The 21,086-nt window shown below is 30.6% G+C and carries 21 protein-coding genes and 2 pseudogenes; 13 read left to right on the top strand and 10 right to left on the bottom strand.

Annotated features, from left to right (window positions below; genetic code table 11):
* The first annotated feature begins 127 nt into the window (after positions 1–127).
* From PFY10_13855 to PFY10_13890, 8 genes and pseudogenes are all read left to right on the top strand, one after another.
* Positions 128–703, top strand: coding sequence for a DUF4840 domain-containing protein (locus tag PFY10_13855; GenBank protein WBV55313.1), 576 nt, complete (start codon positions 128–130; stop codon positions 701–703).
* 108 nt (positions 704–811) lie between these two features.
* Positions 812–1,378, top strand: a complete 567-nt coding sequence (locus PFY10_13860; protein ID WBV55314.1) for an RNA polymerase sigma factor — start codon at positions 812–814, stop codon at positions 1,376–1,378.
* Positions 1,371–2,765 carry an outer membrane beta-barrel protein gene (locus PFY10_13865; GenBank protein WBV55315.1) on the top strand — a complete coding sequence of 465 codons (1,395 nt, stop codon included), beginning with the start codon at positions 1,371–1,373 and terminating at the stop codon, positions 2,763–2,765. Before PFY10_13860 ends, PFY10_13865 begins: the two co-directional genes overlap by 8 nt.
* Positions 2,766–2,809: 44 nt before the next feature.
* Entirely contained in the window at positions 2,810–3,784 is a 975-nt protein-coding gene (locus tag PFY10_13870) for a T9SS type A sorting domain-containing protein (protein WBV55316.1), read from the top strand.
* Between the two features lie 166 nt (positions 3,785–3,950).
* On the top strand, positions 3,951–4,421 hold the full coding sequence (locus PFY10_13875; GenBank protein ID WBV55317.1) for a YbaK/EbsC family protein: 471 nt from the start codon (positions 3,951–3,953) through the stop codon (positions 4,419–4,421).
* Between the two features lie 97 nt (positions 4,422–4,518).
* Positions 4,519–5,127: pseudogene (locus PFY10_13880) on the top strand (magnesium chelatase).
* 353 nt (positions 5,128–5,480) lie between these two features.
* On the top strand, positions 5,481–6,134 hold the full coding sequence (locus PFY10_13885; GenBank protein ID WBV55318.1) for a hypothetical protein: 654 nt from the start codon (positions 5,481–5,483) through the stop codon (positions 6,132–6,134).
* 58 nt (positions 6,135–6,192) lie between these two features.
* Positions 6,193–7,260: an XRE family transcriptional regulator gene (locus PFY10_13890; GenBank protein WBV55319.1), complete on the top strand. Its 1,068-nt coding sequence runs from the start codon at positions 6,193–6,195 to the stop codon at positions 7,258–7,260.
* A gap of 56 nt (positions 7,261–7,316) precedes the next feature.
* Here PFY10_13890 and PFY10_13895 read toward each other — a convergent pair whose 3' ends face one another.
* Positions 7,317–7,892 (bottom strand): recombinase family protein, encoded by a 576-nt coding sequence (locus PFY10_13895; protein ID WBV55320.1) that lies wholly within the window; start codon positions 7,890–7,892, stop codon positions 7,317–7,319.
* Between the two features lie 293 nt (positions 7,893–8,185).
* Here PFY10_13895 and PFY10_13900 point away from each other — a divergent pair, with 293 nt between their 5' ends.
* Both PFY10_13900 and PFY10_13905 read left to right on the top strand, forming a co-directional pair.
* Positions 8,186–9,631, top strand: a complete 1,446-nt coding sequence (locus PFY10_13900) for a hypothetical protein (protein WBV55321.1) — start codon at positions 8,186–8,188, stop codon at positions 9,629–9,631.
* Between the two features lie 196 nt (positions 9,632–9,827).
* Entirely contained in the window at positions 9,828–10,655 is an 828-nt protein-coding gene (locus PFY10_13905; GenBank protein ID WBV55322.1) for a nucleotidyl transferase AbiEii/AbiGii toxin family protein, read from the top strand.
* Here PFY10_13905 and PFY10_13910 read toward each other — a convergent pair.
* Entirely contained in the window at positions 10,636–11,490 is an 855-nt protein-coding gene (locus tag PFY10_13910) for a hypothetical protein (GenBank protein ID WBV55323.1), read from the bottom strand. The two genes, PFY10_13905 and PFY10_13910, sit on opposite strands and share 20 nt — an antisense overlap.
* A gap of 491 nt (positions 11,491–11,981) precedes the next feature.
* On the opposite strand from PFY10_13910, the gene PFY10_13915 reads away from it, so the two are divergent.
* Positions 11,982–13,706, top strand: coding sequence for a hypothetical protein (locus tag PFY10_13915; GenBank protein WBV55324.1), 1,725 nt, complete (start codon positions 11,982–11,984; stop codon positions 13,704–13,706).
* Here PFY10_13915 and PFY10_13920 read toward each other — a convergent pair.
* From PFY10_13920 to PFY10_13935, 4 genes are read right to left on the bottom strand one after another with little or no spacing between them, the layout of a single operon-like run.
* Positions 13,684–14,667, bottom strand: coding sequence for a TniQ family protein (locus tag PFY10_13920; protein WBV55325.1), 984 nt, complete (start codon positions 14,665–14,667; stop codon positions 13,684–13,686). The genes PFY10_13915 and PFY10_13920 overlap by 23 nt on opposite strands.
* Positions 14,667–15,551, bottom strand: coding sequence for a TniB family NTP-binding protein (locus PFY10_13925; GenBank protein WBV55326.1), 885 nt, complete (start codon positions 15,549–15,551; stop codon positions 14,667–14,669). Before PFY10_13925 ends, PFY10_13920 begins: the two co-directional genes overlap by 1 nt.
* Complete coding sequence (locus PFY10_13930) at positions 15,526–17,355, bottom strand: DDE-type integrase/transposase/recombinase (protein ID WBV55327.1); 1,830 nt, start codon at positions 17,353–17,355, stop codon at positions 15,526–15,528. Before PFY10_13930 ends, PFY10_13925 begins: the two co-directional genes overlap by 26 nt.
* Positions 17,348–17,989 carry a hypothetical protein gene (locus PFY10_13935; protein ID WBV55328.1) on the bottom strand — a complete coding sequence of 214 codons (642 nt, stop codon included), beginning with the start codon at positions 17,987–17,989 and terminating at the stop codon, positions 17,348–17,350. The genes PFY10_13930 and PFY10_13935 overlap by 8 nt, the downstream gene beginning before the upstream one ends.
* 111 nt (positions 17,990–18,100) lie before the next feature.
* Between PFY10_13935 and PFY10_13940 the strand changes: the two are divergent.
* Positions 18,101–18,778, top strand: a pseudogene (locus tag PFY10_13940) (ATP-binding protein).
* A gap of 78 nt (positions 18,779–18,856) precedes the next feature.
* Here the strand turns inward: PFY10_13940 and PFY10_13945 are convergent.
* Positions 18,857–19,330: a hypothetical protein gene (locus PFY10_13945; GenBank protein WBV55329.1), complete on the bottom strand. Its 474-nt coding sequence runs from the start codon at positions 19,328–19,330 to the stop codon at positions 18,857–18,859.
* 78 nt (positions 19,331–19,408) lie between these two features.
* On the opposite strand from PFY10_13945, the gene PFY10_13950 reads away from it, so the two are divergent.
* Positions 19,409–19,900 carry a hypothetical protein gene (locus PFY10_13950; GenBank protein WBV55330.1) on the top strand — a complete coding sequence of 164 codons (492 nt, stop codon included), beginning with the start codon at positions 19,409–19,411 and terminating at the stop codon, positions 19,898–19,900.
* A gap of 1 nt (position 19,901) precedes the next feature.
* On the opposite strand, the gene PFY10_13955 is transcribed toward PFY10_13950, so the two are convergent.
* The 3 genes from PFY10_13955 to PFY10_13965 are packed head-to-tail and all read right to left on the bottom strand — an operon-like array spanning position 19,902 to position 20,881.
* The gene (locus tag PFY10_13955) at positions 19,902–20,159 is read right to left on the bottom strand and encodes a hypothetical protein (protein WBV55331.1); all 258 of its coding nucleotides are present in this window, start codon (positions 20,157–20,159) and stop codon (positions 19,902–19,904) included.
* Entirely contained in the window at positions 20,152–20,685 is a 534-nt protein-coding gene (locus PFY10_13960; protein ID WBV55332.1) for a hypothetical protein, read from the bottom strand. Before PFY10_13960 ends, PFY10_13955 begins: the two co-directional genes overlap by 8 nt.
* Positions 20,624–20,881, bottom strand: a complete 258-nt coding sequence (locus tag PFY10_13965) for a hypothetical protein (GenBank protein WBV55333.1) — start codon at positions 20,879–20,881, stop codon at positions 20,624–20,626. Before PFY10_13965 ends, PFY10_13960 begins: the two co-directional genes overlap by 62 nt.
* Positions 20,882–21,086: the final 205 nt, after the last annotated feature.

Here is a 21,086-nt window from a genome sequence, read left to right on the forward strand (position 1 = left end):
AATCAGTTGCTTACTTTTGCGTTTTCATTTTTATTTTAAAAGTTGTGCAAGATTTTAAGAAAAGAGGGTTTATATAAGTGAGTACTCAAAATAAATAAAATAGTGTTTAATGCAACAAATTTAAAAAATGAAGAAATTTATAGTACTTAAAGCTTTTATGGCTGTGTTGATTGGTTTTATGGGACTTAGCTTAATATCATGTAACAATGACGGACCAGATATTCCACCAGTAAAATTACAAGATGTTATTGGAAATTATAAAGGAAGGCTAATAACAAGTCAGGGAAACAATAAAGCTGAGGCGGTAGTAAGTTTTGCTGTGAAGAAAGACACCATAAAGTTCGCAGACCTTCCCGTAAAAGAAATTGTGAAAGCCGTAGTAAAAGACCCTGCAAAAACTGAAGCTGCTCTTACGGCAATAGGAAAAATAAAATATAACCTTAATTATACAGCTGTGGTAAATGCAAGTTATAATGCAGTGGAATTAACTTTTACTCCTAAGACTTTAGAGCTCAATATTCCAATGGATGGAGCGGTGAAAAAAACAATTGTGACATTTACAGCGAAAGAAAAAGGATTTTATGTTGGCCAGAACTATGCAATGAAATTTGGTTTGGTCGCAGAAAAAATTACGGTAGACGGAACAGTGCTGACACCGTATGAAATGATTAAATATGATTTTCCATATTGTATAAAAAATTAAGTAATAGTTAGATGCAAAATTAAAATAGGTTGCGCTTTGCAATGTTGCAACCTATTTTTGCATTAAGATTTATCAATCATTAAACGAGGCGTCAGGGAAACATAATCAATGGAGGCAAATAAGGAGCAGATTTTAGTTAATCGTCTTCTCTTAAAAGAAGAAGCTGCATGGAAGGAGCTTTTCGGAGCATATTCCGGGAATCTTTCTTATGTGTGCTCTCGCTATATCATTGATAAGGATGACGTCCGTGACGTACTACAGAATAGTTTTATCAAAATGTTCCGCTCAATAGATTCATTTGAGTATCGGGGAAGCGGATCGCTTAAAGCCTGGATTACCCGTATTGTGGTCAATGAATCACTAAAACATATCAGACAACATTCAGATTTTAAAGTAATGATGAACGATTCTGATATTCCTGATATAACGGACGATGAGGAACCGGAAATAGAAGAGATGCCGCAGGAGGCTATGATGGAAATGATCCGTTCACTTCCGGAAGGCTATAGGACTGTTTTTAATCTCTATGTATTTGAAAATAAAAGCCATAAACAGATTGCGGAATTGTTGGGGATAGCAGAGAATTCTTCGGCGTCGCAATTTCACAGAGCTAAAGCTATGCTTGTTCAGAAAGTTAAAGAATATAAAATATTAATAAAAGCGCAATATGAGTAATCAATGGTTAAACGATCTGCGCAGGAAGATGGAAGATCACGAAGGTGATGTTCCGGATGGATTATGGGATAACATCAAAGATGAATTATTCGATAAAGATGAGGATAAAAATATTGTTGGGCTTTTTACTGAAGCAAATAAAGCGATCGATAGTGAAGACTCAGATTCAAATAAAAAAAGAGGGGCATTCATTTATCGTATTGCCGGTATAGCCGCTGCGATTGCATTATTTTTTATTGTGGGCAAACAACTATGGGAAGTAAACAATAATGTTAAACCCAAAATTGCCAAGTCAGAAGATAAGGGTTCTGTTGAAAGTAATTCTCAGACGCCAGATAATCGCATTTCCTCATTTAACGAAAAAGGAGAGTCCGATGTTAAGGAATTTGGGCAGAAGAAATATCGTACCCCGGATCAGGATATTTTTTCAACGAATGTATATGCATATGGGAATAGGAGTGGTGTAAGAAATGTCCAGTATAGATTGATAAACGAAGGAACGGATTTGTTGGCTGGCCTGCACACACAATATGCTCCTGTAATTCAAAATCAGATTCCTGGGATTCGTGAAATGAAGAATCTTTTACCTATTAATAGAGAAGAGGAGATTAACAAACTTATTTCTGAAACGGATTTAGGGGTACAGGACAAATCATTAGCAAATACATTAAAAGAAAAAAAACAGAAGAACAAAAAGTCATGGATGCTGAGTTTACTGACAGGTAAAGCCTCATCAAACTCACAACAATTTCCGGGATATGCTACAATCAGCGGAGGTCCGTTAACTCTTGATCAGGTATGGAGTGCATCTGCTTTTTCTGAAGATCCATTTGTAAAAGTTCTTGTGGCTAACCAGAGTCAAAATGTAGAAGCAACGGTAAGGCATAAAGTTCCTCTGAATCTTGGCGTTTCTCTTTATTATAATCTGGGTAAAAAGTGGGGTATAGGGACTGGTTTAAACTATACTAAACTATCTTCTGAACTTCATTCCGGAAGCCAGTCGAACTTTGTAAAAAGTGAACAGACAATACATTATTTGGGCATTCCTGTTCAGGTTAACTACAACGTTATCCAGAAAGGGAATTTTACGGGTTATGTTACCGCAGGAGCGCTTGCTGAAAAATCCGTTGGAGGAAGCTTTAAGACACAATATATTGTTGATAATGAAGTGAATGGTGAAACAAAAGAAAAGCTTGGAAACCAGCCGGTACAGGTTTCACTAAATACAGCTTTAGGGCTGCAGCTAAAACTTGTTGACAAAATAGGCATATATGCAGAGCCCGGTATAGGCTATCATTTTAAAAACGATGGTGCTTTGAATACAATCTATAAAGAGAAGCCTTTGAATTTTAATGTCAAATTCGGAATAAGAGTATTACTTGATTGATTTGTGAGGACCGAAAAATAACAACCAAAATTAAATTAATATCTATGAAAACAAAACTAATTTTTTTATCACTGTTTTTACTTTTAAATCTCTTAAAAGTAAGTGCGCAGTGTTCATTTACACCTACCATTACCAGTCCTAGATTAGGAGCTCAATTTCCCAATAAAGTCGTGTTTTGCAACACGGAATCAGAAGTACTTTCAACACAAACTTATGGTAGTTATCAATGGTACAAACAGGCGTGGACATGGCAGTCCCCCAATACTAATCCTTGGGTTCCTATTTCTGGGGCTACCTCCCAGACTCTGACGATTAATGGTTCAAGTGATATGCTTTATTATTTTAAAGTAGAAGCTACCCTTAATGATTGTACAGCACAAAGCGCAGAAATTATGGCTGATGGATATGCCTATGCACTTCCGGCTATGATGACGACACTCACACCGGGAACTTACGAAGATATAGGTCCGGGAGAATATAATGTATGTAATGGTGCATCGGTACAATTTGATGATATTTTTCCGGTTGTGTATGGAGTTCATACATGGTACAAATGTGCACCGAGCAATATACCACCGGTTTCAGGAGATGGGTGCATCATTTCTGGAGCTACCGGAGATACTTATGTAGCGACAGAATCAGGTGAGTATGGCTTCTATGCATGTACGGCTTATTGTCCTGATCAATGTGAATTCCTGGGATTACAATCTTTTGTAAAGCTAAACTTTGGAAACTGGAACTTTTGTAATCTTGGAACCGGAGAAGTTGATCCTAAAAAAGGGAATGAAATGAGTATTTATCCAAATCCTGCGACTCAGCTTATCTTCATTGGGAAAGATTCGGATAAAGTTTATAAAGAAGTTTCTATAATTGATGCATCAGGAAGACTGGTTTTACAAAAAAAGAACCATACCTATAATCAGCCTATCGATGTAAGCAGTCTTGCTACAGGCAATTATATTATTGTTTCCAAAGATTCTAAAGATAAAATGTACAAAAATAAGTTCATTAAAAAGTAAAATATGAGTGCCCCTTTATAACTCATGTTAGTTTTTTCAATAATTGTGGAGTCGGTGCAGAATTTATTCTGCACCGGTTTTTTTATCCGGAAACAGAACCAATATAGCGTGATGAGTCCTTCTTTTTTTGTAAGAAATGAATTATATTTAACGAGATGTAATTAAAATGGGGATAGAAAAAGCAAAGCTTCACTTGAAAAAATGGAATAAGGATTCCGAAGTGATAATATTCGATACCTCCAGTGCCACGGTGGAGCTGGCTGCAGCAGCATTGAACATTAGTGGAAATAAAATAGCAAAATCTATTTCATTGTACGATGAGAATAATGATGTTATTTTAATTGTAGCCGCAGGGTACCGGAAGATCGATAATAGAAAGTTTAAAGATGAATTTGGATTAAAGGCAAAGATGCTTGCTTTTGAAGATGTGGAACCTTTGGTAGGACATCCTGTTGGTGGTGTTTGTCCGTTTGGTGTCAATTCGCAAGTGTCGGTTTTTTTAGACATTTCGCTTAAAGATTTTGAGTTTGTGTATCCGGCTTGTGGAAGTGCTAACTCAGCTATAAAACTTTCTATTTCTGAATTAGAGGTTTTATCTGGTTTCAAAAAATGGGTTGATGTTACGAAAGGCGGTTGAAAACAACAAAGGAAATACATAAATTCTTGCCAGAGTTTTTAATGATGAATATTTCATTCATTTATAAAAAATGATATATTTACATTAAAACACACTTATGCTGATCAAAATTTATGGAAGCGCAATTCATGGAGTTGCGGCACAAACGATTACTATTGAAGTTAATATTGATACAGGTGGCGTTGGCTATCATTTAGTTGGTCTCCCCGACAATGCGATCAAAGAAAGCAGCTATAGGATTTCTGCAGCATTAAGAAATGTCGGTTTCAAGATTCCCGGTAAAAAAATTACAATTAATATGGCTCCCGCAGATCTTCGGAAAGAAGGTTCCGCATATGACTTAAGTATTGCGATAGGGATTTTAGCTGCATCAGACCAAATTCTTGCTGAAAATATCCACAACTATATCATTATGGGAGAACTTTCATTGGATGGAAGCTTACAACCTATTAAAGGAATTTTACCCATTGCAATCCAGGCGAAGGAGGAGGGTTTTAAGGGGATTATTTTACCCATGCAAAATACCAGAGAAGCTGCTGTGGTGGAAGGAATTGATGTTTATGGAGTCAGTAATATCAAAGAGGTGATTGATTTTTTTAATGAAGGAATACCCATTGAAAAGGTTGTTTTGGATATAAAAAAAGAATTCCAGGAAAAAGTAAATCAGTTTCCTTTTGATTTTTCAGAAGTAAAAGGGCAGGAAACTGTCAATTCCAAAAGAAGATGATAATCCACAATTCGAAATGATAAAATAACAAATAAATTCGAAATTTCACCTTTAAAAAAGGTTTCGTATTTTGAGTAATTAATTTTTTCATATTTTAAATCAATTTAATAAATTGATTATATCTTTGATTTTCAGTGATTTATATTTCATGTTGGATAGGATAAAATTAAAAACTGAATAAAACTATGATAAAATTTTATATTTTTTGGTGGTTTTGTTTTTTTTCGTACATTTGTAATGTCTAAATAGACAGCAAAAAAAAATCTTCTTGTTGCAGCAAGAAGATGGAAGATGGTCATTGAAGGGTGAGATACTTTATAATTTGTAAAATAATGGATTTTAACACACAAAGTATTTCCCCAAATGGGAGAACAAATATACACAATAAAAGTGTATTTGACAAGGAAATCACTAATAAAAAATACAGTGATTTTGTGAAATATGCCTATACAGGCATTATAGAAGGTTATGCAAAGAGTCAGAAATATATAATTGATAACCCTTTTGAATTTTTTAATAAAAGACATCAGGCATCAACTATAAATTCGATGGTATTTGCAAATTTTTATTCTAAACTTAGTTCAGATTTCAAGGCTTTTGATATGACCTTAAAAATAAGCACTTATGGCATGACTTATTTTTTATTGGATAATAAAGCCCTATTCTGTTTTAAAGCTATGGATAAAAATGGGAAAATTAAAAATATCTCAACTGAGAGATTTGAGAACACAACAGCAGGAAATGATGTCTCATTAAAGAAGTCCGTCAGAAAAGAGTTGCAAAGAAGAGGGATTGAGCATCAACCTCCAATTTTTTATTTTGTATATATGCCTAATGAAAATGGAGGAATTACTGTAAAATTAGTTAGATTTGAAAATGATGAATTAGCTTATGAGTTAAATTTATCTGAGTATTTTATATCTGGAGAAAGCCTAGGTATAAAGTTAAAAAATCAAGCCCAAGACGGAGATTCTAAAGTTGGGTAAGTATTAATATTTCTCATCCTTCAATCATCATCTATTTATTAACAATGAGAAAAACAATATGAATGCAACAATCTTTAATAATGCAACTTTAAGATTGGCAAGAGATTATTTTGGATTAAGCCAGACAGCTTTTGGTAAAAAGATTAATACAAAACAATCTATTATTAGCAACATTGAAAATGGAGAAAGGCCTTTAGAGTTAGAGCAGATTCAAAATCTTAGTGATCAGTTTACTGCTAAATTCTTTAAAAGTGAGATAAACTTGCCGTCTCAAAAATTGTTTTACAGAAAATTAGCATCAACAAGTAAAAGCCTTGTAAGTGCATTTGAAGCGAGACTTACTTTAATATCTATGACCGTAGCTAACCTTTTAGATATTATTGATATTCCAGAAAACAAAATTCCTATAATAGATCTTGAAGATCATAATTTCAACTTTGAATACTTGGCTAGTGAAATTAGGTTAAAATTTGGAGTTTTACGAGGTCCAATTGATGACATTGTAAGCTTACTGGAAAAGAATGGAATTATTATACATTTTTTTGATTTTGATTTTATCAGTGGTGATAATAGAAATTTTGATGGAGTTAGCACTTATGTAAATGGAGTTCCACTAATTTTAATTAATAATAAAATTCCAAATTCAAGAAAAGTATTTACGATAGCTCATGAGCTTGCGCATCTAATTTTTCATTTTGACTTTATCATTCCTGAAAGCAGAAATAAAGAAAAAGAAGCTGATGCCTTTGCTGCTGCTTTTTTGGCACCTAAATCAGAGGTACAATCAGTTTTCAAAAGATTAAATAAAGAAAAGCTTTTCAGTCTAAAAAAAGTATGGAAAATGTCAGCTGCAGCTATTTTATATAGAACTAAGGATATTGGAAATATTACACAAGATTGGTATAACAAATGTATATTTTGGTTATCTCCTTATAGAAAACTAGAACCATTCGAATTTGAAATTAGTCAACCTACACTTTTAAGAAAAGTTATTAAGTTGGCTCAAGATGAAACTGATTTTTCCTTCTTAAAGCAATTGGGCTTTAAAGAAAATGTTGTTGAAGAATTATTTTCAACAATTATACCTAAAAAAACTATTTTACGGAAACTATCCATCGAACTATAACATGAAAAAAGAATATAAGCCACTCAAAGAGTGGCTTATTTATATATTAATACTATTTAGCTAGCAGAATTATCCCTTTTGTCAATTCTATAAAAAGTAGCCTTGCTGATACCAGCCTGTTTACAAGCTTTATCAATAGGAATATTTTTGTTATCATATAAATGCTTGACAAATTGATATTTTTCTAGGCTTTTTTGACTAGATCCTGTAGGCCTTCCTAAAAGTTTTTTCCTTTTTCGGGCTCCCTCTAACCCAGTCTTTGTTCTTTCACTAATTAAATTTCTTTCAAATTCAGCTACAGCCCCAAAAATCTGAATAATAAATCTTCCGTTTGCTGATGTGGTATCAAAAGCAGGTTCTGTTATACTTTTAAAAAGAACACCCTTTTGATTGAACTTTTCAATAAGTTCAATCATATTTTTAAGAGATCGAAAAATCCTATCTGTTTTATAAACTATTATGGTATCATCCTTTCTTAAATAAGAGAGCATTTCATTTAATCCTGATCTATCTTCACGAACTCCACTTGCTATGTCTGTGAAAATTTTTTCACAACCATTTTCTTTTAAGATTTCTACTTGAGTAGAAATGTTCTGTTCTGAAGTTGAAACTCTGGCGTAACCTACAGTCATAATTTTTAGTTTAAAAAAATGATCCTTTTAAGAGACAAAAAGAAATATAGAATTTTACAAATTCAGGTAGTATTATTTTCCGTCTCATTTAATTGTTTAGTAAAAATAGGTTTTTTAAAACTAATTTTAAATCCAAGTATAGTATTGCAAATCATTTTTGAAATGATTAGTTTTAGCATAAGCCTAAATACGAGGAAACAAAAATTAAGGTATGTTTCTTAATAAAAGTCAAACCTATATTGAAGATGTAAAACTCTATATAAATATTTAATCGAAAATACTAATTAAACTATATGGACTCTTTAGATAATTTATTTGAATACATTCAGAAACTACAGAAAGATGTAGATGAAAGCTTTGAAGATGTAGATTTCTATAATTCTTTTTCCTTTATAGAAATGTTTGAGAAAGAACGTGAAATAAATTTTTCATGTTATGAACTAGATATTTTTGAACAAGTAGCTATCATAAAAAAGAATCCAGACAAGAATCGTTTTGAAATAGAAATTAAAAATATTTTTTTTGATGTTAAAAAATTATACTCTCTGGACCTTATTATAGATAAAAAAAATTATCATATAGAGGGAGTTCAATTTTGTACTAGGCCTGCAAAATTTATTAAAAATGAAGAAAATAATGTTTTTGAAGGTCAAATAATCTTTTATTCATATATAACAAGCCTATGCTCAGGCGATTTTTCATTAAATTGTTTTAACAGATGTGTCATTGAAACTCCTAAATTCATTCTTTCGGATTATCTTCAGTCTAATAGTTTTAGATTTGAAGGAAGCTTAAGAGCTACAGGGAATTTTCGTTTTACTTTTAATAAACAGGAGTTTAGAATTATAAATTTTAATAATGGAAAAAGTGATTATATAATAATAGATTCATTAGACATGATAAATCATAATGAATTTCAATTAATTGTTAATTCAATTCTGATTTGTGTTGGTTTTATTACCACGAACTATTATCAAAATGAATGTTATTATTTTCAATCAGCACAAGAAAATTTCCTTAATCCAGATGTATATTATAAAACATTGAGTAAATCTATTCTGCCAGAAGCTAATTATAATCCAATTTATAGAAATCCTTATGAAGATGAATTAATAGTTTTCAATAGAGAAAATTTCGAAAGTTTAATAGGTCATGTTTATAGAAATGACGAATTTAATTATCTGATTTTATTATTTATAGAAGCTAATAATGCTACATTAACATTACAGCCTGCAGGATATTCAGTTGCACTTGAAAAGCTTACAAATATTATTGCATTGGAAAACAATAATTTACAGCCCATTGAAGATAAGAAAAAAGCAAGAATTTTTATTAAAAAATTGAATGCGGTTTTAGAGGACTGTAAAAATTTTATTGATGAAAATGGTTCACAAGATGCTTTCCAAATTTTACAAAAAAACATTCAGAATATTAATAAACCAACAAATAAAGAGAAACTATTAAAACCATTTGAAATATATAATGTTTGTTTAACAAAAGAAGATAAAAAAGCTATTGGTGCTAGGAATGATTTTTTACATGGAAGAACCTTGCGGGGTGAAGATAATAAAATTGCACAATTAGAAATATTCGAAACTTCTTTAAGGCTTAATAAAGTGTTAAATATGCTTATATTAAAATATATAGGGTATAAGGGAAATATGATTAATTATGTTAAATATTATGAAAAGATATTAAGAAAGAATATTGAGGAAGATTTATTTGTAAATCTGAATTGATACTAGTATCTAAAGTTGTATTATAATACTTTTATCAAGTATTTTCATATATTATTGAAATGTTACCATAATCTCAAATAAAATACTACAAAAAATAACTTTTTCGGTATAGTGGTCAATATTAATTTTAATTAATATCTTTAATTATTTATCAATAAAATATTATTAAATAACCATGGATATAAACAAAATTAAAATGTTGACATTAAGAGCATTAATGTCAGAAGAGTTTCTTATGCATTCCTTAGTTCTAAAAGGAGGGAATGCTTTACAACTTGCATATGAAATAACAAACAGAGGATCTATAGATATTGATTTTTCAGTAGAAAGAGAATTTACAGAAGAAGAAATAAAGAAAATGCCTATAGTATTAGATATGATACTTGATAGAGTATTTCGTAAAGAAAACTTAAAAGCGTTCGATATTAAATTTGAATTAAAGCCAAAGAACAATGTTATTCCTGAATGGAAAGGTTATATCATATTATTTAAGCTTATTGAGCTAGATAAATTTATTGAATTTGGGGATGATATCGATAGCATTAGGAGAAATGCTATTTCTGTTCATGATAATAGTTCCACACAATATTCGGTGGATATTAGTGCTTATGAATATGTAGAAACAGCAACAACAAAAGAGGTTGAAGGTATTCTTTTAAGAGTTTATACTTTGGAAATGATTCTCCTGGAAAAGATTAGAGCATTGTGTCAAACTATGCCTGAATATAAAGAAATTGTACCTAGTGCCAAAGAAAAACAAAGAGCTAGAGATGTATATGATATATATACTATATATAGTCAAGCAGAATTAAATTTAGAAGAAGATATTCTGAGGGAAATTTTCAAAGCGAAGCAAGTACCTTTATCATTAATTAATAAATTGGAAAGTTTAAGAGAACATAACAGAGATGACTGGAATAGAGTTATACAGACTGTTTCTGCGGATGAAGAATTAAAAGAGTATGATTATTATTTTGACGAGTTATTAAAAATAGCCAGTCAATTTAAAGACCTTTCGGAATAAATAGCTTCCACTTGCTATTATAATCTTTGTGCAGGATATTATATGTTAAATAAAAGTCAATGTCTGAATCCATATTAAGAAATGGTTCATAGTCTTTTTCATTATATCCTGCTTTTTCCAAATAAAAGCCGATGACTTTATGATATGGATAAGTAAAATCCATTTCTACATAATAATCAAATAATTTCTGTGTATCTAATTTATCTTTAGCTTCTTCAAAAGATTGGAGAACTTGAGTAATCCCACCAGCATAGAAAGGTCTTACAGAAACATCGATTAATGTTCTTTCGATATTTGATACTAAATATTTGTTTCTAAAAGGTTCTATTCCTAAGAGATTATGGTTTTGACCATTAATGAAATTAATTGTAAACCCTTTATATTTTCTTTTATCCTGAGTTATTCTGGGAGTCTTACTAAAGGCGATGTCAACATTTTCTTGAATTAAGAATGTGTCATTTTGATGACGTAACCCTTTTCTCTCCCAAGTTAGATATACCTGCTTAGGAAGTTGTATTGTTAAGTTATGTATCGCTAATGCAGAGTAGTGGCTAAAAAAAGCAGATCTAGATCGAGTTGATGCAATATCATATTGATCAATTTTACTATCTTTTAGATAATAGAATTCAGAATTTGATTGACCTTGAAGTCTATTTTGAACTATATAATGTTCAAGAAGAAATTCTTTAATTTTTTTTCTTGAAGCACTTTTAATTCCTTTAATTTGTTTAATTGATGAAACTAATCTTTCAAATTCTTCTGTTGTAAGCACTTTATAATCATTTTCTTCTAAAGCATCTTCAATTTCAACAGTATATTTTTCGAATTTAGCCATATATTTAATTATATAATAATTGCATATATGCAATTATTATGGGGCAAAGTTAGTTATTTTTTTTGACAAAGTCAAATTTATTTCTGTTTAAGTAATTAATTGCATATATGCAATTAATTACTTACTGTGAAGGTACGAATTTTTATTTAAAAAGTCAATAATGATATGAATAGCAATTAGGAAAAGAGAGAAAATTAGTTTTTGTAATAATAATAATTGCATATATGCAATTATTATGAAGCAAAGTTACATTTTTTTTTCGACAAAGTCAATGATTATGAGTGAAAAACAAAAAAAAAGACATTATTTAACCTTTAAAAATTAATTTCTCTATTATACTAATTGCATATATGCAATTAGTATGATGCAAAGTTAAAGTTTTTTTTTGACAAAGTCAATAGTATTATATGATAATATTTTTATTAAAGACAATTTTTTTGAATGGCTCAATTTTTTTGATATTTTTATCATTACCTATTGTAATTCACAAGATGTTACCAAAAATTGCACAAAGACTTCCTAAAAAGCTCAGGCTTCCTGATTGGGTATATGAAGAAGCCGATAAAGTAGACTTTAAAAATAAATTTTGGTTTATTTCATGGCTTGGCAGAAGCTATTATATTAATGATGTTATTTATAGAGAGGTTTATATTACGTTATGTAATAATACTTATTTTAAGTTTCAAAAAAATTTGAAAACATTCTGTATCCCTTTTAGAGAAGAATATACAATTAGGCATAGACAAGGTAATTATTATGAATACTTAGGAGATTTTCTACAATCAGCTCATAATCATGAAAAGATTAATATTGTAAAAGATATTCTTATTAATCGAATACATAATGGAACAATACTAAATATTGAGAATACACTAGGAAACGGAAAAACATTTTACCCATTGCTTAATTCCCGGCTTTACGGAGATGTACCATGTTATCAGGTTGATATAGAGAATTTGAAATTTATAATACCGTTTAACGTAATACAGGCTTATTTTTACTCGTTATCCTCTTTAACTCTTTATTATTTAATATATGGAGTTTTTATTCCGGGTATAGTAAAACCATATGAATTTGATGATTATGCAGTTGTTGCTTATAGGTCATCACTCATCAATAAACCAGAGGCAAGAATATTAGGCAAATTTTACTTCTTGAACAAAGGTGATATTAAAAGGCTGTATAATATAAGACGAAGCTTTTTAAAGGAATTGTTTGATAAACAGAGAAATAATAAGGATTTAAAGTCTTACATACTTTACTCATTGCCCTTTGAAAAAGATGCTATAATAAAAATGGATCTTCATTATCATCCCGTTGATAAGGATGGTGTAATTAATATGGTTTATGCTATTGACAATGTATCATTACCTTCCGGTGAAGCATTGTTTGAGGTTGAGAATTTTATCTTAGATGATCAAGATGCAGCTTTGAAAATTGAAGATGAGAATGCAAATGAAATAATTCAAGGAACAAGCGTGGGATATAATCATAATAATAATGGAGAACTTGTAGCAGATACACTTTATACAAATAATGAAGCTATTCTGGATGTTATTGTTAATGATGAAGGACCTAAGTTTTTGGAATCTCCAAATATTACAGACGCTATACCAACAGTTATTAAAAATAATACAAGCTTTGAAAATAGTTTTATTAAACATATCAGAGATTATGATGAACTAACATCTAATCATAGTAATGATAGTGACACAGGTCTTGTAAATTTGATTTCTGGTATTTCTGAGAATTCTGATTACATGCGTATTATCTTATCAGCTTTTGATCTTTTAGAAAAAGATAAAGATTTTGCTTGTGATTATATTTATTTGAAAAGACAAGGTAATAGCGTTTTTTCTTATGATCCATTAAATTTTACAAAAAATGGTTCCATTGTCTTTTTTAGAATTGAATATCAATATCAACAATATTGTATTATAGCAAGTAATAACGAATCAAAGAGGATAGGAATTATAAAATATATTGGGGAAGGTGGTTTTGACTCAGAACATGATGAAGGGTTAAAAAATGGAATAATAAAAGTAAGAAGAGACCATAAATCTAATTGGTCATTACTAAAAACATCAAAATTAAAACTCTACAATTTTATGGTTGTAGATTCGCTTAATAAAATTAAAAGAGAAACTTTTGAAGATAGTGTGGAAAGCCTTTATAATCGAATAGCTAAAGGGATTAAAGATCTAACAGGGAAATAAGCCAATAGTCTATATCTTTATTGTAAATATTAAGATATGATTTAGTCAAGTTAAGATCCTTTGGTAAATTTTTAGCTATAGTAAAATCTTTTATGAATTTATAAATAATAGGAAGAGTTTCCTTCCTTTCTTGTAAGGTCCAAAAGCCAGTTTCCTCTTTTATCGGGAGGGAATTAAAATTATATGTATTTGCTAAAAGAATATTTAATTTCTGATTAAACTTATTTTTTCTGGTACCTCTAGCTGTTCTACATAATAATATAAGCCCATTAATGAATGAAAATGAATAGTTTGTATAATAATTAAACCCCTTATCCAAAGTCGAATTTATAAAACTTTGATATTCCATTTCTAAAGGTGTAGCCTTTTGAGGGGCAAAATTAGATAAATCCATTTTACAATACCAACATAGTGAAAATATAAAGGAAAGGTCCGGAATAGATTGATTTCCGCTACTATAAATAAGATGGTAAGAGATTGGCTTTTGACAATTAGGACATCTGTCAATTAATGATGATTGACATTTGGTACAAACGATGGTGGAAAATAATCGCCATTCTTTTTTATAATAAGGATTTGTAGATAAACATTTGGGGCAACACATAGTACCAAATCTTTTTCGCTTTCTATTGTTTAATCCTAAACTTAAAATATGGCTTTTTCTATTTGAATAATTATTAAAATAAACATCATTATATGAAGTGAGAAATAATCTATCAATTTCTTTGCTAGATAGTGGAGTATGATTTAATAAAAAATTGACAACATAGTCCGGTTTAAGGTAGTCGATATCTCTTCCAAAAATTGGTGCATTATGACCAAAATTATGCTTTATAAAGGTTAATGGTTTTACGCAATGATTAATGGCTAATCGACAATACCATGAGCTAAATAGTTCGTCAGTTTCAGGATTAATATATGCAGGAAATATATTCTTTTTGAATTTTTTAATGTAAACCATCAAACAAAATATCTTTTTTTTCTGTCTTGAGGTGAAATATAATCAATATTCAGTATTATCTCTTTAGTTATTTTTTCTTCTCCACTTTTAATAGCTTCAATACTACAAAGTTCAAGTATTCTTGCAACTTCTCCAATCAGACCATCACTCATTACAAGAAGTTTCATTGTCATCGAATTTTCTGTGAGCATTGATTCCTTTTTTAATGGAATTAGAGCTTCAAAACTTGCTAAGAGACGCTTAAATTCCATATCATTAGACCACTTGGGTAAAACTCTTGGTTCAAAGCGATTTGCTAATTGATGATCACTTTGTATGACATTGAAAGCAAGCATTGTTCCTGCACATATAATGGGTATCTGTAAGTCATTTGATAAATGCTTAATAACATTTAAAAATTTTCTTTGTTTTGTTGGTGTACCTGCTAATACATGATGAATCTCATCTATTATCAATGCCTTTGTTTGCAATTCTGTTAACATCTTTTTTACACGTAAATATCTTAAATCCAGTTTTTCAGATGTCTTATATGGTGCAAAAATATGTTCTAAAATTGCATTGTAAAATCTTCTTTCATCGGGTTCTGGTGGTGCTTGAACCATGATTACTGGGTTTATTACGTTCCCAGTTTTTTCATCATAAGATGCCTCATATCTTTGGTTAAATTTATTAAGAATGGCAGTTTTTCCGTTATTAGATTCTCCTACAAGCAAAATGTTGGTCATTCTAGTGCTTTTAGGATAAATCAATAGTTCATCCATTCTATTAATAATTTTAGTTGCTTGGCTGTATCCAATCCATTTTGGAAATCTACAAGACGAGATCCTTTCGTGTTCGGTTGCCCGTTCAACAAATTCTCTAGTATTTTTTGTTAAATGTTTCATCGTCTAAATCTTCAAAGGGTTTAATTATCTCATTATCTTCAGGTATAAAATTATTCAAGTCAATTTTTGAGGTATTGTTTTCATTTCTATAGTCAAAGGATTTAGGCTCTCTTCTTTGCCTTTTTGTTTTCAAAACGGACTTATTTTCAATATTTGTCAATTCTTTGAATGCTTCAAAAATATTTTCTTCAGTAATTTCCTTATTTCTTTCTTTAACTTTTTTAAGAGAATCTCTATACTCCCATAAAGAAATAGCTGGATAAGTAGCATTTCTGAATGGAATATCAAAATATTCTTCTGTTACTGGATCTAGAAAATAAATTAAGCTTATATCTCTAGGATCTCTCTTAAAAATATAACCTTTATTGTTATCTTTTTTATGGATGTATGGTCTTAAAACATCAGCATAATAATATAGATGGTCAATAACTACTCCGTATTCCTGAATAGAGCGAACAACATAAGGCATAAAATCTAATCTTGTTCTTCTAATATCATTTATTCTAGGAAGGATACCCCGACCGGGTATATTTTCATTACCCATTATCCCATCTTCATATTTTTTTAATGGAGAAATTCCAAGTGATGAGTGAGTTCTTGTATGATAGATTTTTGTAATATAGGTTATTAGCCAACGTTCAAGCTCTGATAAAGTTAGAGATGAATTTTCTTCACTTTTATAATTTTTCCTTTCTTGTTCATTTGAAAATGTAGTTCCGGGAAGGTTATGTATTTCTGAAGCAAATGTACCAAGCAACCGTTCTATATGTCCTCCATAATGTGGTGTTGCAATTGGTCTGTATTTTAAAGATATTCCATAGTTATCACATGCATCCCTTAACATTTTGCCATGGAACTCTTTAGCGTTATCTAAATGTAGAGAATCCATTACTCCCCAACACGGCCAATTTGCAGAAACTCCGATTCTCTCTAGCCATAGTTCTTTAGGAAGAATTGAATTCGAAATACACATTCCAGTACCAATTGCTCCTGGTGGATCATAAGATAGGTAGAGGCCAATAACCATTCTGCTATATATATCTATAGCAACTGTAATCCAAGGTCTTTTATAGGCTTTCCTCTCTAATTCATCAACTAATATTATATCTAATAGAGTATGGTCTATTTGTACGATTGATAGAGGAAAGGTTGCTTCCTCATAATTTGATTTTATAGGTTCATATTTATAACGTGCCTCCTTTATCCCTAATCTTTTTTTTATTTTTTCTTCATCTGATATTCCCTTAATCCTGCTTCTAATAGTATTGTCATGAGGAGAAGGAATTCCTAAATCATGACATGCTATTTTTACTTCTCTAATGACTTTCGTTATTGATCTCCTATTCTGATTTAAATAAACTGAATTTATTTTGTCAGAAATAATTTCTTCCTGTTTATTAGTAAGCCTACTTTTGCCTTGACCTCCAGTTTTTCTCTTTCCAGCAAGAGAAGCTACAGTTTGGCCATTGTCATAAAATTTTAGCCACCTGTATATTGTAGGAACACTAACATTATTTTCAAAAGCAATACGATTTATCAATGAAAGATCACCTCGATTGGAAAGTATGGGCTTTATAATATTAAAGCGGGCTTTAGCCTTTTCCCAATCTTTATCAGTAAGTATTTCCATGGGAATACAGCTTGAATCTGCGAATGGAGTTATGTCTTTTAAAGATACAGTATGGATTATATTAGAATGAATTTCAGAAATAGAAACTTTAGATGTACTTATTATTTTGATAATAATACATTCTTTGTTATCATAAATGACCTTTTCACCCTTTGAAATATATGTTCTATTCATGTTTATCCCAAATTATAGTTTTGAGCGATAGCTTTTCCTCTTTATTAAAATTAAGTAAATTACAGTTAATTAAGTACCAAGTAACATAGAGAATTTCTGCTTTTCTTTCAAAAGTTTTTCCAACTTCTTCTAATAATTGACTGACAGTCAGTTTTTTGAATTTATCGACTATTGTAAATATTGTCTGAATATCCATATCATTAATAAACCTTCCTTTGTGGTAGTAATTACTTAAAAATTTATAATTAAAAAGAAGATTTGAGTCTATGTCTCTATAATGTAGCATGCTAAATTTGATCGTATTTTTTCGAAGTGTTTTTTCAATTTCTAAAAGCTCTGAAGCTTCTTTAGTGCCAACATTTAATATGATTAATTCTTCTTTATCATTTTTATATTTTACATAATAATCAGGAACAAATTCTTTAATTATATTTTTAAAGAAATAGTTAACCTTGAAGGGCTGTTCACAATAACTTATGATATTATCATCTTTTTCTAAAATGTGCATGTAATCTTTTACTATTTGATGAGTTACTTTCTTTTCAGAGGTTTTCTGAATAATGAGCGAGTCTGTATTTATAAGATATTTTGTTAAATCAATCTCATAAGTCTTTTTTGAACTTATTATCACCATGTATTATAATTTTAATGGCGTAGATGATTTATTAAGATCAGAATTATCACTTTCTTTTGTAAAGAATGAGGATATTTGTTCAAATTTTATCATCTACTTTACAAATTTACAGGGGGAAGCTATCCACAGCCAGGAGAGATATCCCTCGCACATAATGGTGTTTTATTCCTTGATGAAATGCCTGAGTTCAAAAGAACAGTGCTTGAAGTGATGCGACAGCCCTTAGAAGATCGTGAGGTTACCATTTCAAGGGCAAAGTTTACAGTAAACTATCCCTCGAGCTTTATGCTTATTGCATCGATGAATCCAAGTCCTAGTGGATATTTCCCTGATGATCCTAATAATACTTCATCCCTTGCGGAAATGCAGCGTTATATGAATAAATTATCAGGCCCTCTTTTAGATCGTATTGATATCCACATAGAAATCCAAAAAGTTGAATTTGAGCAATTAACTGAAAAGAGAAAGGGTGAAAAAAGTGAAACGATCAGAACAAGGGTACTGAAAGCCAGAGACATCCAACAGGCCAGATATCAAGATTTAGAAATTAGTTACAATGCGCAAATGGGCTCGCGACAAATTGAGCAATTTTGTGCTTTAGATGAGGTTTCATTTGCTCTGATAAAACAAGCGATGGACAAGCTGGGGTTGTCCGCAAGAGCGTATGACAGAATTCTGAAGGTTGCACGGACAATTGCAGATCTTGACGAATCTGAGAATATTCTCTCACATCATATTTCTGAAGCCATACAATATAGAAGTTTGGATCGGGAATTTTGGAATGTTTGATATGGACTTATATGGGGTAAAAGCCTTCATCAATTTTATATTGTAAATGCATCATACTGATATGCAAAATCTGTATGTTTAGTAAATGTTCTCTTCAACCGGTAAACAGAATAATTTATCTTTTTTTATTACAATAAGATCATCAAAATAAAAACTTGCCTCAACATTCTTAATCTCGGCTAATTTTTGACCTTCTTTATTTTTGCATGTAAGTGTAAAGGAATGGGGAAGAACTCTTTTTAAGGTCCATATTTGAGTTTCGGAATCGGAATGAGGCTGCTCATCCAGTATAAGATCAAATAGCCACAAACAGTCTTCAAAATTAACCATATCATTAATCCCTTCTGTAAATTGGTATTCCTCCTTATAGTCGTGTAAATCCTGAGCAACTGAATAAACATTATATAACTCATTCGCTGAGTTTCGACGAATATTGTGTTTGTTGTTCATGGTTTTAGTTTTTGTTATGGAAGAAGGTTTAAATTGACGGAAAGATTCAGATGCTTCAAAATGTTTGTAGTAAGCATGTGATGGTTCAACGAAATTTTTCATGTTTTTAGAATTTTATTTTAATTTTGTTTTATATCTTTGCACAAATATAGTCAAAATTTAGACCAAAATAAAATAAAAATGGACAAAATAACAACCATAAAAGAAAGAATCCTATTTTATTTGGAGGAAAAGAGCATTAAAAAGGAGTCTTTTTACAGGGAAACAGGGATGTCCGCTTCTAATTTCAAAGGAGCAGGACTAAAAAGTGACCTTGGTATTGATAAGGTTGTTAAAGTTTTAGAGGTGTATCCGGAGCTGAATGCTCACTTACATTGGCTTATAAAGGGAGAGGGGGTATTGGATTTAAGTAATTCAGAGAAAGTATATGAGGTTGAAGAACAAGAATTACAACCTGATCATATGTTGAAGAGTAAAGATTTTAATGAAGATATAGGTGACCTATTAGCTAATATTTATGCCCAATACAATACACAGGATAAAAGCTTGCTGTTCATCCAGAACCAGATATCGAAAATGGAAAAGAAACTGGAAGCCTCTATCGCTAAGCAAAGCAAATATTTGGAAAGAATTTTAGCTCAGGTCGAGGAAAAAGAATCAAGATCAAAGTAAGCTAGTTCTTGTTTACGATGATTTTTTCAGATCCTGATAATAATGTTTTAGTTCGGGTACTGAGAATGAGATAGCCGAGTTCGTTAGTAAAAAGCTCCAAATCCTGCATAGTACCAATAAATCCATTATTGATCTCTTTTTTTACCAATCTCATTTTTTCAAGATATTGCTCTTCGGACAAAATTTCCGCAATGTAATCCTCCCAAAGTTTATCACTAAGAGCAACAAGAATTTTTAAACTTTCTCTGTGATTACTCATTTTTTGTGATATCGTTACGTTTGTATAATATGGAAGAAAACCTTTCTAAGGTACTATTGTTAAATTTATCAATAACACTTATTTCTCTATAGTAGTTGTCTAATCGATAGATAAGATAAACAATTATAGCAATAATGGCGATAATCGCTATATCAGCATATCCGGAAATTATATTTTTATTGAAAAATATAAACTTAATATAGGTCGCTAAGTGAAAATATCCGGAAACAAAAACCACATAGAAGGTATATCTATGAGCTTTGAATAATCCTCCTAATGCAAGGAGGATTATGCACGATGGGATTGATAGAAAATAGATTGCTGAATCTAAATCCAAACGCCTTTCGCCGGCATTATTTGCCAGCTGGACATTAACATCAATAAAATAACCCACAATATTATTCAGAAAAGGTAAGATCGCCGAAATCAACACGAATGCAGACATCGTAATCTGAATAATCAGCTTACTTAGGCCTATCCGGCTTTGTCGGGTCGATTGTGTCGGCGGTACTGTTGCTTGTTCCATCTTTTGAATCTGGCTCATTTGGTGTTTCTACTGGTTTTGTTACGGTATCGCTAACGATTTTTACATTTTTTGCCGCTTTTAAATCTGCTTTTGTGCCTTCCGATTGTAAAGCGGGAGCGTCTTCATTACTTCTGTCATCACATGCTACCAAAAGGGTCAGCAATGCGATCCCGGATAAAATTAATTTTAAGTTCATAACAATATATTTTTTTTAACAACTTAAAGATAAGTCTTAAAACTTAAATTTAGCTTAAAAAAAATAGACTAATTCTTTTCATTGTGTAATGATAATAAAATTTTCTGTTATAAAAACCTTATATCACTGCGTAATGAAATCAAAAATAGTAAATAAATATTTACATTTTGCTATTTTTTAATAAAATTTTTATTTTAAAATAAAT

It is taken from the genome of Chryseobacterium daecheongense (assembly GCA_027920525.1).
In the GTDB taxonomy this organism is placed as follows: domain Bacteria; phylum Bacteroidota; class Bacteroidia; order Flavobacteriales; family Weeksellaceae; genus Chryseobacterium; species Chryseobacterium proteolyticum.

Excerpts from the sequence above, each read along its gene's own strand:
- PFY10_13855 (WBV55313.1), top strand. The coding sequence starts at position 128 with ATGAAGAAATTTATAGTACTTAAAGCTTTTATGGCTGTGTTGATTGGT.
- PFY10_13860 (WBV55314.1), top strand. The coding sequence starts at position 812 with ATGGAGGCAAATAAGGAGCAGATTTTAGTTAATCGTCTTCTCTTAAAA.
- PFY10_13865 (WBV55315.1), top strand. The coding sequence starts at position 1,371 with ATGAGTAATCAATGGTTAAACGATCTGCGCAGGAAGATGGAAGATCAC.
- PFY10_13870 (WBV55316.1), top strand. The coding sequence starts at position 2,810 with ATGAAAACAAAACTAATTTTTTTATCACTGTTTTTACTTTTAAATCTC.
- PFY10_13875 (WBV55317.1), top strand. The coding sequence starts at position 3,951 with ATGGGGATAGAAAAAGCAAAGCTTCACTTGAAAAAATGGAATAAGGAT.
- PFY10_13885 (WBV55318.1), top strand. The coding sequence starts at position 5,481 with ATGGATTTTAACACACAAAGTATTTCCCCAAATGGGAGAACAAATATA.
- PFY10_13890 (WBV55319.1), top strand. The coding sequence starts at position 6,193 with ATGAATGCAACAATCTTTAATAATGCAACTTTAAGATTGGCAAGAGAT.
- PFY10_13895 (WBV55320.1), bottom strand. The coding sequence starts at position 7,892 with ATGACTGTAGGTTACGCCAGAGTTTCAACTTCAGAACAGAACATTTCT.
- PFY10_13900 (WBV55321.1), top strand. The coding sequence starts at position 8,186 with ATGGACTCTTTAGATAATTTATTTGAATACATTCAGAAACTACAGAAA.
- PFY10_13905 (WBV55322.1), top strand. The coding sequence starts at position 9,828 with ATGTTGACATTAAGAGCATTAATGTCAGAAGAGTTTCTTATGCATTCC.
- PFY10_13910 (WBV55323.1), bottom strand. The coding sequence starts at position 11,490 with ATGGCTAAATTCGAAAAATATACTGTTGAAATTGAAGATGCTTTAGAA.
- PFY10_13915 (WBV55324.1), top strand. The coding sequence starts at position 11,982 with ATGTTACCAAAAATTGCACAAAGACTTCCTAAAAAGCTCAGGCTTCCT.
- PFY10_13920 (WBV55325.1), bottom strand. The coding sequence starts at position 14,667 with ATGGTTTACATTAAAAAATTCAAAAAGAATATATTTCCTGCATATATT.
- PFY10_13925 (WBV55326.1), bottom strand. The coding sequence starts at position 15,551 with ATGAAACATTTAACAAAAAATACTAGAGAATTTGTTGAACGGGCAACC.
- PFY10_13930 (WBV55327.1), bottom strand. The coding sequence starts at position 17,355 with ATGAATAGAACATATATTTCAAAGGGTGAAAAGGTCATTTATGATAAC.
- PFY10_13935 (WBV55328.1), bottom strand. The coding sequence starts at position 17,989 with ATGGTGATAATAAGTTCAAAAAAGACTTATGAGATTGATTTAACAAAA.
- PFY10_13945 (WBV55329.1), bottom strand. The coding sequence starts at position 19,330 with ATGAAAAATTTCGTTGAACCATCACATGCTTACTACAAACATTTTGAA.
- PFY10_13950 (WBV55330.1), top strand. The coding sequence starts at position 19,409 with ATGGACAAAATAACAACCATAAAAGAAAGAATCCTATTTTATTTGGAG.
- PFY10_13955 (WBV55331.1), bottom strand. The coding sequence starts at position 20,159 with ATGAGTAATCACAGAGAAAGTTTAAAAATTCTTGTTGCTCTTAGTGAT.
- PFY10_13960 (WBV55332.1), bottom strand. The coding sequence starts at position 20,685 with ATGGAACAAGCAACAGTACCGCCGACACAATCGACCCGACAAAGCCGG.
- PFY10_13965 (WBV55333.1), bottom strand. The coding sequence starts at position 20,881 with ATGAACTTAAAATTAATTTTATCCGGGATCGCATTGCTGACCCTTTTG.